Origin of the sequence: Clostridium sp. OM05-9, assembly GCF_003481465.1 — a bacterium.
Lineage (GTDB): Bacteria > Bacillota > Clostridia > Lachnospirales > Lachnospiraceae > Coprococcus > Coprococcus ammoniilyticus.
In genome coordinates this window covers 1-14661 of record NZ_QULF01000007.1, presented here as the reverse complement: position 1 = coordinate 14661, position 14661 = coordinate 1, and the positions used below count along the sequence as shown (strand labels likewise).

The 14661-nt window shown below is 43.4% G+C and carries 12 protein-coding genes; 3 read left to right on the top strand and 9 right to left on the bottom strand.

Annotation, left to right across the window (positions count from 1 at the left end):
- Positions 1-194: 194 nt before the first annotated feature.
- Genes DXB77_RS11920 through DXB77_RS11910 form a run of 3 tightly spaced genes read left to right on the top strand, consistent with a single transcriptional unit; the run spans position 195 to position 4817 of the window.
- Positions 195-2570, top strand: a complete 2376-nt coding sequence (locus tag DXB77_RS11920; protein ID WP_117822515.1) for an endonuclease MutS2 — start codon at positions 195-197, stop codon at positions 2568-2570.
- A gap of 25 nt (positions 2571-2595) precedes the next feature.
- On the top strand, positions 2596-3312 hold the full coding sequence (locus DXB77_RS11915; RefSeq protein ID WP_117808537.1) for a response regulator transcription factor: 717 nt from the start codon (positions 2596-2598) through the stop codon (positions 3310-3312).
- Between the two features lie 2 nt (positions 3313-3314).
- Positions 3315-4817 carry a HAMP domain-containing sensor histidine kinase gene (locus tag DXB77_RS11910; protein ID WP_117822514.1) on the top strand — a complete coding sequence of 501 codons (1503 nt, stop codon included), beginning with the start codon at positions 3315-3317 and terminating at the stop codon, positions 4815-4817.
- A 259-nt stretch (positions 4818-5076) separates the two neighbouring features.
- On the opposite strand, the gene DXB77_RS11905 is transcribed toward DXB77_RS11910, so the two are convergent.
- The 9 genes from DXB77_RS11905 to DXB77_RS13395 form a co-directional block, all read right to left on the bottom strand.
- Positions 5077-6153: a WYL domain-containing protein gene (locus DXB77_RS11905; RefSeq protein WP_242996158.1), complete on the bottom strand. Its 1077-nt coding sequence runs from the start codon at positions 6151-6153 to the stop codon at positions 5077-5079.
- 12 nt (positions 6154-6165) lie between these two features.
- The gene (gene trmL, locus DXB77_RS11900; RefSeq protein WP_021944002.1) at positions 6166-6657 is read right to left on the bottom strand and encodes a tRNA (uridine(34)/cytosine(34)/5-carboxymethylaminomethyluridine(34)-2'-O)-methyltransferase TrmL; all 492 of its coding nucleotides are present in this window, start codon (positions 6655-6657) and stop codon (positions 6166-6168) included.
- 18 nt (positions 6658-6675) lie between these two features.
- Positions 6676-7620 carry an AIR synthase family protein gene (locus DXB77_RS11895; protein WP_118663434.1) on the bottom strand — a complete coding sequence of 315 codons (945 nt, stop codon included), beginning with the start codon at positions 7618-7620 and terminating at the stop codon, positions 6676-6678.
- 298 nt (positions 7621-7918) lie between these two features.
- A complete protein-coding gene (gene nth, locus DXB77_RS11890; protein WP_118663432.1) occupies positions 7919-8563 on the bottom strand; it encodes an endonuclease III in 645 nt (214 codons plus the stop codon).
- Between the two features lie 6 nt (positions 8564-8569).
- The gene (locus tag DXB77_RS11885; RefSeq protein WP_118663430.1) at positions 8570-9877 is read right to left on the bottom strand and encodes an ATP-binding protein; all 1308 of its coding nucleotides are present in this window, start codon (positions 9875-9877) and stop codon (positions 8570-8572) included.
- Between the two features lie 72 nt (positions 9878-9949).
- Positions 9950-11203, bottom strand: coding sequence for an AI-2E family transporter (locus DXB77_RS11880; protein WP_242996157.1), 1254 nt, complete (start codon positions 11201-11203; stop codon positions 9950-9952).
- Positions 11204-11282: 79 nt separating this feature from the next.
- Positions 11283-11933, bottom strand: coding sequence for a 3'-5' exonuclease (locus DXB77_RS11875; protein ID WP_117784669.1), 651 nt, complete (start codon positions 11931-11933; stop codon positions 11283-11285).
- A 159-nt stretch (positions 11934-12092) separates the two neighbouring features.
- Positions 12093-13580 carry an MATE family efflux transporter gene (locus tag DXB77_RS11870; protein WP_118663428.1) on the bottom strand — a complete coding sequence of 496 codons (1488 nt, stop codon included), beginning with the start codon at positions 13578-13580 and terminating at the stop codon, positions 12093-12095.
- 117 nt (positions 13581-13697) lie between these two features.
- On the bottom strand, positions 13698-14543 hold the full coding sequence (locus DXB77_RS13395) for a patatin family protein (protein WP_118663426.1): 846 nt from the start codon (positions 14541-14543) through the stop codon (positions 13698-13700).
- Positions 14544-14661: the final 118 nt, after the last annotated feature.

Here is a 14661-nt window from a genome sequence, read left to right as displayed (position 1 = left end):
CTTATCTCTACATTCCCATTTCTTCTATCTCTTTTAACATAAATTCTTCTAGTTTCTTCTTGTCCGGCAAGTATAACATATAAGTTGAAACAACATATAGGTTTCCGGCGCCAACCCACACTGGACAGCCACAGGCAAACTGTTTATAATGGATTGTGTATGCGTATTTGTGCATTTAAGATGGAGAAAACGATATGAATTTAAGGACTTTAAGACTTTTAGAATATAATAAAATTGTAGAAATGCTGACCTCCTACGCGGCATCCCCGATGGCAAAACGAAAATGTGAACGCCTGAAGCCCCGCAAGGATCCGGCTCTGATCCAGACCTTACAGCAGGAAACAAGAGATGCTCTGATCCGGCTGAATACACAGGGCAATCTGTCATTTGCCGGTCTCCGGGATATCGGCGCTTCGATCAAGCGACTGGAGGTACAAGGAGCACTTGGCATCAAGGAACTGTTAGATATCGGAAGTGTCCTTGATATGGCATTATCCGCCAGACAATATGGCAGCGGCGATGACAACGAGGAAAAGGCACATGACAGCCTCTACTCCCGCTTCATGGAGCTTGTTCCGCTGGAACATTTAAGTCAGGAGATCCACCGCTGTATCCTGTCAGAATCCGAGATCGCAGACGATGCCTCGTCCGGTCTGAAGGCAGTCAGACGGAACAAAAAACTGACAAATGAAAAGTTACATAACCAGTTGAACAAACTTGTAACTGACCAGAGCAAGCAGACGATGTTTCAGGATAATCTGATCACGATGCGTAACGGAAGATACTGTATCCCGGTCAAGCAGGAATATAAGAACAGCTTTCCGGGCATGATCCATGACCAGTCTTCCAGTGGAAATACTGTATTTATCGAACCTCTGGCGGTAGTTAATCTGAACAACCAGTTAAAAGAGCTGGATAATCAGGAGCTGGCAGAAATCGAAAAGATTCTGGAAAGCCTGTCAGCGCAGGCAGCATCTGAATACGAAAATATAAAATTTGACTTTGAGACGTTGACCGATCTGGACTTTATATTTGCTAGAGCGAATTTTGCAAGATCCTATAAGGGAACCGAACCGATCTTTAATACGGACGGCATCGTGGATATCAAGCAGGGACGCCATCCACTTTTAGACAAACATACCGTTGTTCCGGTCGACATCAAACTGGGTGAGGACTACAACCTGCTGATTATTACCGGTCCAAATACCGGTGGTAAGACCGTATCCTTAAAAACACTGGGTCTGTTTACTCTGATGGGACAGTCCGGACTTCATATTCCGGCACTGGATGGTTCCAGACTGAATGTATTTGATGATGTATTTGCCGATATCGGAGATGAACAGAGCATCGAGCAGAGTCTCTCGACCTTCTCCTCCCATATGAGCAATGTCGTATATATCATGAACCATGTGACACCAAACACGCTGTGCCTTTTCGATGAGCTTGGCGGTGGAACCGATCCGGTCGAGGGTGCAGCACTTGCGATCGCGATCTTAAGCAGCTTAAACGATCAGGGCATCCGCTGCATGGCTACCACGCACTACAGTGAACTGAAATTATTTGCCATGTCGACTCCGGGCGTTCAGAATGCAAGCTGTGAATTCGATGTAGCGACATTGATGCCGACCTACCGGCTCATCATCGGTATTCCCGGCAAATCAAATGCATTTGCAATATCTAAGAAATTAGGCTTATCCGACGATATCATCGAACGGGCAAAGACAAATATCGACAGCAACAAGGTTGATTTCGAAACACTGCTATCCGACCTGGAAAACAGCCGAAAAGAGATTGAACGGGACAAAGCGGAGATTGCGCAGTTTAAGGAAGAAGCCAGACAGCTTCAGGAACGGGCAAAAGCAAAGGATGACGAACTCTCTGCCAAGAAGGCTCAGATTCTTGCAGATGCAAGAGAAGAAGCGGCGGATATTCTGGAAGAAGCAAAGGAAATGGCGGATTCAGCCATTAAAAAATATAATAAATGGACAACAAATCCTCATAAAGCAGATGCGAGCACTATGGAGAATGAGCGAAAAAAGCTCCGTACCAAGATGGACGATTACCGGAAGATGACGCCGGAAAAACGCAAATCCATGACCTCCCATCATACGGCAAAGGATTTCAAGGCCGGAGACACCGTGCATGTTATCAGCATGGATACAACAGGAACGGTTACTGCTCCTGCTGATTCGAAGGGAAATATCAAGGTTCAGATGGGCATCTTAAGCTCTCTGCTTCCTGCTTCTGATCTTGTGATCATCGAGACACCAAAGCAGAACAACGCTCAGGTATCGATCAATAATAAACGTGGAATGAGCAAGGCTCTAAACATCCAGCCGGAGATCAATGTACTCGGCATGACTGTAGCCGAAGCTACCTCTTTGGTTGACCGTTATCTCGATGATGCCATGATGGCGCACCTGCACAAGGTAAGGATCATCCATGGAAAAGGCACCGGAGCACTCCGGAAAGGCATCCATGACTATCTGCGCAAGCAGTCATACGTCAAATCCTTCCGTCTGGGTGAGTACGGGGAGGGCGAAGCCGGCGTTACGATTGTAGAGTTATAAAATACACAACAACAAGGAGAACTATATGGACAAAGAAAAAATATTGATCGTTGACGATGACGAAAACATCGCCGAACTGATCTCCCTTTATCTGAATAAAGAATGTTATGAAACACAGATTGCCGCAGACGGAGCTTCTGCCTTGGAGGCATTTGTCGAATTTATGCCAAATCTCATCCTATTAGATGTCATGCTTCCGGGCATGGACGGCTATCAGGTATGTACGGAAATCAGAAAGCAGTCCAATGTACCGATCATCATGTTATCCGCAAAAGGTGAGGTATTTGACAAGGTGCTCGGACTTAAGATCGGTGCCGATGATTACATCGTAAAACCCTTTGATTCCAACGAACTGGTTGCCCGTGTCGGTGCATTGCTTCGCCGCTGCAACTCACGGACGGATAATTTCCAGAACTATAATCCGACAAATGCCGATCATATCGGCACCTATGTCGAGTATGATAATCTGGTCGTTAATATTTCAAATTATACCGTTACATTAGAGGGCAAAAATCTGGAAATGCCGCCAAAAGAACTGGAACTGCTGTATTTCCTTGCAAGCCGTCCAAATCAGGTATTTACCAGAGAACAGCTTCTGGACAAATTATGGGGCTACGAATATGTCGGTGACACCCGTACCGTTGATGTACACATCAAACGTCTGCGCGAAAAACTGACCGATAAATATAACTGGTCCATTTTTACAGTATGGGGAATCGGTTACAAATTTGAGGTTAAATGACCATGAAAAAAACGATTTTTGATAAGATTGTTGTCGGCTTTGTCCTGCTGGTCATTGTAATCTTCAGTGTACTTGCTCTGTATACCGTCAATATGACACAGTCAAAGCTGCTAAGCAACACAGAACAAAATCTGAAAACAGAATCCAAGCTTATCATCAGCACCACCGTAACGGATTATATGAACGGCCTGATCGATAAGGATACGTTTTATCAGAAGCTGGATGAACATGCTGCTGATATGAACGCAGAGATCTGGCTTTCTACTGCAAATGGCGAGATCATATACTGTTCAAACAGTGAAAGTCCTGCTGCAAAAGATATGATGATCACTGATTTTTATGACCGGACGGATATATATTCCCAGACAGTAAAAACCGGTACGCTGAACGGCTGCTTTTCAGCCAAAACCTTAAGCCTCAGTACCCCTGTTTATCAGGATAAATCCTATGCAGGACTGCTGTCCATTCACTTGTCACTGCAGTTTATCAAGGATATTGCGCAGAAAACATTTGCATCCACCTATATGCCATTTCTGGTCATTGTGGTGTTGTCTCTGATCGCCTTAATGCTGATCACGAACAGTACATTAAAACCAATCCGTGAAATCATTGCAACCTCCAAGCAGTATGCCGCCGGAAATTTCAATGCGCGAATTGATGTGCATACCGATAACGAATTTGGTGAACTTGCACGATATATGGAGGAAATGGCAGACGAGCTGAGTCGTTCCAATGAATACCGAAAGTCTTTCATTTCCAATATATCCCACGACTTCCGTTCTCCTCTGACCTCGATCAAAGGATATATTGAAGCCATGATCGATGGAACAATTCCACCGGATAAGCATGAGAAATATCTACAGATCGTATTAAATGAGACAAAACGTCTGACCAAGCTGACACAGGGACTTCTGGAACTAAACAACTTCGACTCCTTTGACCTTCAGCTTGATAAGTCGAATTTTGATATCAAGAGCATTATCCTTCCTACGATCAACACCTTTGAAGGTCGTTGTCAGGACAAAGGCATTTATCTGCATGCAATCTTCCATACCGACAATACCATTGTCTACGCAGATCGTACAAGAATCCAGCAGGTTATCTACAATCTGGTTGACAATGCGATCAAATTCACCCCGGAAGGCAGACAGATTACAGTTCAGGTCACAGAAAAATCCGATAAAATCTTTGTCAGTGTCAAGGATGAAGGTGTCGGAATTCCACCGGAATCGATCAAGAAAGTATTTGACCGTTTCTATAAAACGGATCCAAGCCGCGGAAAGGATAAGACCGGAACCGGTCTCGGACTTGCCATCACAAAAGAGATCATCAAGGCGCATGGTGAGAATATCACCCTCAACAGTAAGGTCGGCGAAGGAAGTGAATTCATTTTCTCTCTCCCTATGCAGAAGGAAATGCAGGTTCCGATCAAAGCCGTGCATGTGAAGAAGGAAGAAGATACACAATATATCTCCAACGGAAAGTTCCGTATTAAGAAGAACTAACAAAAGCCCCACCCGCTCTTGCCTCTATGATGGATAGGAGTTGAAACTCGCTACACTTTCTATTCGGTTCGCACGCTGATTTGTCAGCAGTCGCCCAAACTCGCCTTATAAGGCTCAAACAAGGGCTTGATGCTGACAGCTAGTGCAAACCTCATAACGAAAGTTCCACTGATGTTTCAACTCCTATCCATCATAGAGGCAAGAGCGGGTGGGGCTTTATTTTATGTCTTACTCAAAATGTCTCCATTAATAGGAGGCATTATTTATATCGTTCTGCCATCTCATTTACAGCATCACGGATACGCTCGCGGAGATCTGCAGGCTCTATGACCTCTACGCTGGTTCCGTACTGCATCGCCCAGTGAAACATGGCATTCTGGCTGCAGGTCACACGGATAAACGCCTTATTGGCATCTGTCTCAGGATTAAAGTTATCTGGATAATTGTTCTGAACAAATTTTGGTGACAACACTTCAAAGTTCTTATCAAACCAGTCTACAATATCACCCATATTCCCTTTCTGAACCTTTAATACAATCGTAGCTGCGGGATCACTGAACATGTAGAGATGTTCCGCCATATGCTGTGGCAGATTCAGTCCATGCTCCATCCCTTTTACCAGACTTTTATCCTTGACCTTTTCATCTAATATCTCAATCTCCGTCATACGGTCGATCCGGTAATTCGACAGATTGTCATATTTATCATAATTGCAGATCAGATAATATTTGCCCTCATTTGCAACCATCTGATATGGATTTACGATATACTTCGTATCCTTTCTTGGATGAAGCTGTTTATCGATACCATAGGTGTTATAGAGAAATGCAACCTTCTTGCCCTCACTGATCGCATCATCGATCATCTCAACATTTAACATGGTTTGACGGTTATCGGTATGTGATAACCCCGGCAGATTGCACACATGCTGTACCTTCGCACTGAAATACACATTCGAAAGCCCCTTGATCTTCTCGATCAGCTCCTGTGCCTGATTTCTCGGTATCGTCTTTGAAAATAAAATACTGTCGATCAACATTCTAAGCTCAGCATCATCAAATTCATGATTGTAATACCAGTCCTTTGTCAGGATCTCGGTCTCTCCGTTTTTATTTTCACGTTCAATCTCCGTACATTCCAGATTATAACCAAAATCCACCAGATTCATGAGATTGCTCTTGACGGATTTGCGGTCAACCTTCATTCCATATTCGGTTTCCAGTTTCTTTATGATATCCTTCTGATCCATTGTATGTTCGGAATCCGTGTATTTCCGAAGAATCTCAAGGATACAGATATTCATCATTTTCTTTCCATCTACCATGTATGTACTCATAAATACTCCTTTTTACCACTCGTAATGGTGAAGCTGCCCCTTCGCCTCAAGCTCCGGGAAGCCCTGCTGCCTGAGTGCCTCATATAACACGATCGCTACAGAATTTGCCAGATTCAGGGAACGTATCTCCGGGAACATTGGAATCCTGACTGCTGTTTCCTTATAGTCTAACAGAATCTCCTCCGGGATTCCTGCACTCTCTTTTCCGAACATGATGTAGGCATCTTCCTCATAGTTTACATCTGTATATTTCTGTTTGGATTTGGTCGTTGCCATATAGATCTTTGCGCCTGGATTCTTTTCAAGGAAATCATTGAAATCATCATAGATCGTTACATCTAATTTGTCCCAATAATCCAAACCCGCACGCTTTAACTGCTTCTCGTTGATCTGAAAGCCCAGAGGCTCGATCAAATGAAGTCTTGCACCTGCTGCCACACAGGTACGTCCTATATTTCCTGTATTTGCCGGCATCTCCGGCTCATGAAGTACGATATTTAACATGTTTTTCTCCCTTCGCTCTTATGGTGTCAAAAAGCTTTCCTCTCCGTCATGGATGATCACGCGGTCATGTCCGGTTGTTGTTCTGCCGATCACAGCAGCCTCAAATCCGGCTTCATACAGACGATTACTTAACATTCCACCATCTGCTGTGACAAATAACGCTGCTCCACATCCATCGATCCGGTATGGATCATCCCCGGTAAATTCACAGATCTCAATGGTTTCCTGCATGATCGGTATATGGTCATGGCTGATCCGAAGCCCGACATTTCCAGCCTCTGCCAGTTCCCATAATGCGCCATATACTCCTTCTGTTGAGATGTGGCGTGCATATATACTGCCACATGCCATCGCAATATCTCCCTGATCCTTCACAAGTAATAACCGGTCAAATTGCTCTGCTGTGCGAAGATATTCCGCAGAATATCTGGTCAGAAGCTCTTCTTTTCTTTCCCTTACCCGAAGCAGGGTTCCGAGGATGCCGGTCTGTCCGCACATAACGATATCCATATCCGGCTTGATCTTTGCATTTTTCTCGCCCTGCGATATCTTTCGTCCATACATCGTTACAGTTACCGCAGGCTCCTTGAATATCCCGCTGATCGCGGTATCTCCATACACAACATCCATGTGAAGCTCCTTCGCAAGATCAGAAAGCTCCCGCAGAATTTTTTTCATACGCTTCTCATCATTTTCCGGCATCATAACCGTATCTGTAAGTGCAAATGGCTGATACCCGCCAAGCCGTAATTTATTATATTGTTTGATAACATCCGAAGTCACCGTACCCAGTGCATTTGCAAGGCAGAGTCCTTCCGTTACTGCAAGCTCACTATCCAACAACACAAGCCGGCTATAGTCATCTCCTATGCCGGCTTGTGTTACGTCAGAATGTTCCTGTTTATTCAACGATCTTAAGATTGACCGCTTCTGCTGTATAAATCGAAACTTTTCTTTATTCATCCCTGATACCTTTTAGAATGCATATGCAAGCATACCGATTACCATAGCTGCTACCAGGATTCCAACTATAATTGCAGATGCTACCTTTTTACCCTTTGAACTGCTTAAATTGATCATTTCCCATTTCTCCTTTATATTTTAAACTTATAATTTTCTGATATTATCCGCCCCACATCAGACCTTTTTCCGTCTTATGCAGCGACATCATGTATAGATTAACGCTGAATTTTCACTTTGTCCAGATATAATAGCATTATTTTATAGCAATTTAGCATTTGTGCCAGATTCTGCCAACTGCTTATTCCGTTACATTTGCCGATGGGCACACACGGTTCAGCGCGCATTCGGCACATTTTGGTCGTCTGGCGATACAGATCGTTCTTCCAAGTGTAATGATCTGAATATTATATAAGATCCACTGTTCCTTTGGAAGCTTTTCCATAAGCTCATGCTCGATCTTCACCGGATCATCACTATCTGTCAGCCCAAGAAGCCTGGAAATACGTTTTACATGTGTATCAACGACGATACTTGGCTCGTGGTAGATATTGCCACGGATCACATTTGCGGTTTTTCTTCCAACACCGTCTAATTTCGTCAGGCTCTCGATATCACTCGGCACTTCTCCGCCATATTCACTGATGAGCTTCTTTGCACAGCCAATTATATTCTTCGCTTTATTCTTATAAAATCCGGTCGAGTAAATATCCTTTTCCAGTTCCTTGATATCTGCATCGGCAAATGCCTGCAAGGTCGGATATTTCACGAACAGATCTTTTGTTACGATGTTTACTCTGGCATCTGTACATTGTGCCGACAGCATCGTTGCGATCAGAAGCTGCCATGCATTTTCATGATTCAGATAACACTTGTAATCTGTTCCGTATGTCTCATTCAAGATCCGACAGATCTCAGTGACCTGCTGCTTTTCTTTTTTTGTCATACTGCATTACTCCTGTTTTCCTGCCAGATAGTTGATAAACTGCTGGGCTGTACGGCCGGAGATTCCACCATGCGACAACTCCCATTTGTTTGCTTCCGCACACAGTTCTTCCTCTGTCATATGGATGCCGTTCTTCTCTGCCAGACCTACAACGATCTGGAAATATTCCTTCTGTGATGGCTTGCTGTAATTGATCGTAACACCAAAACGATTGACCAGTGACAGCTTCTCCTGCATCGTATCGCTCTTGTGCATACCATTGTTATTCTCAAGATCGGTACGATCTGTCCATGTTTCACGGATCAGATGACGACGGTTCGAGGTCGCATAGATCAGAACATTATCCGGCTTGATCTCCAGGCCACCTTCGATGACTGCCTTCAGATATTTGTATTCTGTCTCAAACTCCTCAAAGGACAGATCATCCATGTAAATGATGAATCGATAGTTACGGTTTTTGATCTGGGAAATAACCTGAGACAGATCCTGAAACTGATGCTTATAGATCTCGATCATACGAAGTCCCTGATCGTAATATTCATTTATGATCGCCTTGATCGTTGTTGACTTTCCGGTTCCGCTGTCACCAAATAACAGCGCATTATTTGCCTTACGTCCTGCAACAAAGGCTTCTGTATTCTCCACGATCTTCTGTTTCTGGATCTCATATCCGATCAGATCATCCAGACGAACATCCTCTGTGTTATTGATCGGAACAAACTGCATATCTCCATTTGTCGGATGAACGATACGGAATGCCTTGTTCAGTCCGAACATTCCAACACCATATGCCTTATAGAAATCCGTCACGATCTTGAAGATATCATTTTCATCCTTTGCCCCTTCGATCGCACGGCTGATATCCTGTACCTTTGTGCTGACATTCTTATTATACATACGTTCTTTCTTGCCGATGGCTTTATAATTATTCACGATCGTGAAGCAGTCAATATCCAACGCTTCCTCGATCTCAGAGAAATCAAAATCAAACAGCTTCTTGAAGATCTTGAAATCATTTTTTGCAAAATAATTAACGGTTCCGTCATTGGCACCCACTTTTTCACTCGTCATAGAGAATGAATTCTCATTTGTGATAAGAATAAATGCCAGATAATTGTGCCACAGATTTGTGTCAAATCCATAATCGGTAGCAAGATCCAGCAACCGCTTGATCTGGTCGTAGATCCTTGCAACCAGCTCCGCATTCGAACAGTCTCCGCGGTCAAAATCCTCAAATATCCCGGACAGCTTCATCAGAATACTGTTCTCACCCAGATTTCTATATAATACCAATTTCGCTATATCTCTGTACATCTTAAATTATCCTTCTTTCTTCATTTGTCTATATAAACAGGCATTTGCCCTGTTTTATCCAGCTCGTTTCTCTCAGGCATTTTCCTTGCTTCTTTTCTCTTTCATGCGTCTGGACTGTCGTCTCTGCTTCCGCTTCCGGGGTTTCTCCCTCCAGCCATCATCCGACGAAGCGTAAGGTTCTCCATACTTTTCCCAGGCGACTCCCTTTTCCCGCAATCTCATAAGTACGAATTCCTTCACCAGTGCATATAAGACAGAGGATAACGGTACAAATATCAACATACCGAGAATTCCCATCAGATCTCCGCCAATGATAACTGCAACCAACACCCATATAGATGGAAGTCCGACGGAACCGCCTACCACATGCGGATAGATCAGATTTCCCTCGACCTGCTGCAGTATGATAAACAGGATCAAAAATACCAGTACCTTTTTCGGATCGTCAACCAGAATGAGAAATGCACCAACACCACATCCAATAAATGCACCAAAGACCGGAATCAATGCCGTTACCACAATCGTAACACTGACTGTCAGTGCATATGGAATACTAAGGACGCTCATGGATACAAAGAACATCAAGCCCAGAATACATGCCTCCAGACACTGTCCGGTTATGAAATTTGCAAATGTCTCATCTGCCATAACGCAGGTCTTGATGATCTTATCTGCTGTTTTCTCTTTAAATAACGCATATATCAGACCCTTTGTCTGACGCTTCAAGTTCTCCTTCTGTGCCAGAATATAGATTGCGAAAAATAATCCAACCACAAAATCGACTATACCGCTGACAACGGAGGTTGCAAAATTAAATGTTGATGACAACAGGCTTCCGCTTCCATTCTTTATCAGATTGATCGCGCTCTCACTCACCTTATCCCATGCAATATCAATCTCCATGATCCGGTCAACGATATCCGGATATCCCGCTGCCAGATTCACCGCCCAATTCTTAATTGCCTCCATCGTAGACGGAAACTGCTGTCCGATCGCTGTAATTGTCCGGCTGACCTCCGGTATCAGCATCGTGATCACAAAAGCAATCACCAGAACGACGCAGATAAGGGAAAGCACCATACAGACCGGTCTCCGGAACCGATACCATCTGCTTTTTTCATTTCGGAATAACAGATTTTCAAATCCCTTCATCGGCACATTCAGAATGAACGCAATCGCAAATCCAATCACGAACGGCATAAGCAACCCGATGATCCATGTACCGCAGGCATAGATTTTATCAAAACGAAATACGCAAAATACGACTAATACAGTTATAATGATCAGTTTTATAAGCTTTTTCATATTCGAATTATTCAGTTCCAAATTCAATTTCCTCTGCTTTCTTTTTACATTTTTTTGAGCAGGCACATAGAACGTGTCTGCTCAATCATGCCAAGACCATTTATTCCGGCAGATTGATGTTTCCAAATACATCTCCTATGGAATAGGTCATATTCTCTTTTGGTTTATAAGCATTCATAATCGGAGCCATGATCTTCTCAAACTTCTCCCTGTTCTTTGAAAGAACGAATACTTCTGCTGTATTTCTGGCATCCCACAATGCATCATGCTCTTTTCCCTGAAAATCTTCTCCCAGATAGAATACCGCATCTGACAGTGCCAGTCTTCTTCTGGTTCCAAGCATACGTGCAAATTCCTTCTGGAAATCCTTCCATTTGGATGCAAGCTTCTGTGCATCCGGGTTATTGTAGGATTTTAACTTGCGTTCCCGGTTAAACTGCCGCAGATCATTCTCACTCCATGCATAGATCACATCCGCGCTTAAGCCCCATGCAATGAACCGATCCATCGCAATCGCAAAATCCGGTGCATCGTCTACCATCTCATTTGTGATCCCGGTAAGATTTGTTATTCTGGATGTCACAGGCGTAATTCCCGGCTTTACATAAGTCTTGAATGAATCAATCTCCTTATATGTATCGTCCAGCTTAACAGCTCCTATTTCAATTATTTCATTTTTGCAAATTTTTAATTCATCGGGATGAGAATTATCGATCTGATTCATCTCAAAATCCACAAATATATACTCCATGTGTCACAACCTTCCTACAGCTGTCTTCCGGATGAAAGCCGCCTGTCGAACATGGCTTCCACCGTCACAATCTTACCTTAAAGCATACCATTCACATCCAAAAATGTCTATCTTTTTCTTGGTGGAGATTTCCTGTAAATGCCCTGTTAAAAAATGTAGCTATTTTCTACCTGTTTTTTTACACATATGAATCGCCACAAGTATAAAGGGCAATGAAAATACCCCTGACAGTACATCGGAGATTCCCTGTGTAAGAGCCACGCCTGTTTCCTGAAAACACATTGGAAGAAGCCAGATCAATGGCAGGAAAAAGATTCCCTGTCTGGTGGAGGATATAAGAATGGCTTTTCCGATCTCCCCTATTGCCTGAAATAACATACCGCTGACCAGACAGACTGCCATAAATGGCAATGATACCGCGTGCATCCGAAGAGAGAGCACACCCAGATCAAGTGCTGCATTTTCACCAAATAACGAGATGATCGGAGATGCAAATATCCACACAAGAATACCTGTAACAGCCGATGCAATGACCTGACTCAGAATCGTAAATATGATCGCTTTTCTTACTCTATCATTCTTCTTTGCTCCATAATTATAACCGGCCACCGGTGCAAAGCCCTGCCCATATCCGACCATGACTGCAAATAATATGGCAAATACTTTATTTGATACTGATATCGCAGCTATCACGTCATCCCCATATGCTCTCGCCGCCCGATTCAACAGGATGGTCGCCACACAGACCAGCCCCTGACGGAAAAAGGATGGGATTCCGGTTCTCGTAATATCGATGGCTGTCTGCTTAAACACCGCTAAACCCCGTCTATCCTCTCTCTTTATCTGCTCAATTTTAACTCGCATTCCTGTTGGTTTATATTTGGCATCTGCATTTTGGGACAAATGATCCATTATGTCTGTATTTTTATTAAACCTGATCACACTTTTCCCACTCAGCATCACGATCAGCATAATAATGAGACTTACGCTCTGTCCACAAAATGTGGCAATTCCTGCTCCTCGGATTCCAAGCTCCAAACCTGACACCAGAATTGGATCTAAGACCGCATTTAAGACAGCACCGCTTCCAATTCCAACTAACGCCCAGACGGGCATTCCTTCCGCCCGCAGAACATTGTTGAGTACATACGACACACACATAACCGGCGCTGTAAGCAGGATCCAGAATCCATAATCTAATGCAAATGTCGCGATCGTATCCGTCGATCCCAGGAACTCAACCAACGGTTTCTGCCACAGAAATCCTGCTCCCATCAGTATAAGTCCGGCAATCAGCGACATTAAGACCGCAACCAGTGCATCTCTGCCTGCCTCCTGTTCCTTTTGTTCACCTAAAAATCGGGATATTCTGCTGCCTGCACCCATGCCAAATGTATACCCTACCGCCTGTATCATCGCAAGCACTGAAAATAAAATGCCAACTGCCGCCACTGCACTGTTTCCAAGATCTGAAACAAAATACATATCCACGATATTGTATGTCGTTCCGGCAAGCATACTGACAATGGTTGAACAGGATAATCGCAAAATAAGAGAAGGCACAGGAGTCTGTGTCATTTTCACATGATTCTCCTGTGCCTTATCCTTCGTATTGTCCGTTTTACATTGAACATTATCATTTTTCATATGCAGACATCCTGCCTTATAGCCATAGTAAGAAACTGACAAATAAATCTTTCTGTATCTATCCAAACTTTGATACCAAAATCATAACAATCTTTTATATTATCCGGATATGATGCATTATTTCAGAAATTCAACAACTTCCTCGATCTTATTCTGTGCATCATACACGCCCAGATCGTACATTGCCTGAATCTTCTTATCATCCTTTTCCGTTCTTGATATGTCGATCTGTACACTCGGACGGATAATAAGAACCTCGCCCTTCTGTTCCAGTTCAGCCAGCTTCTCCAATGTCTTATTATAATACAAATGCCTCATGGCTATTCGTTTCACATACTCCGGATATTCCTTATACCGGATTGCTTCCAGCTTCAACATGCTGTCTTCTTCCTTGACATAGCCTTCCGGTCTGGTCAAAACTACGATATCTTTTCGATATCCCATTCTCCGGAACTGGAAGATTGGAATGCTGTCTGCCGTTCCGCCATCCAATAACTTCTTGCCATCTACTTCTACGATCTGTGACACGATCGGAAGTGATGCTGATGCACGTAGCTTGTCCATATCCTTTCGAAGATCCGTACATTCCAGATACTCCGGCTGTCCGGTCTCTACATTCGTACAACATACATAAAATCTCGTTGGATTCTCCTCGAATGCATCATAGTCGAATTTGTATAATTCATTCGGCAGTCGATCATAACAAAAATCAACGCCAAATAAATTTCCCGTTTTCAGCAATGACTTCAAACTCATATATTCCTTATTGTTTCGGTATTCCAAGCTATATGCAATATTTCTTCCACGCTGCTTGGATACGAAAGATGCTCCATGAATAGCTCCCGCCGATACGCCGATCACGCCATCCACAGTAATATTATGATCTAAAAATACATCCAGTACGCCGGCAGTATAGATGCCACGCATGCCACCGCCTTCTAAAACCAATCCTGTCTTTGTCATATATCTTCAACTTCCTTTCAAAACGAATTTGCTATCTTTTGTTTTTACTATGATAACGCAAATCTGGATTTTGGCAAGGGGAATTTTGGAGGTGGGGTGATGGATAATAAAGAGTTAT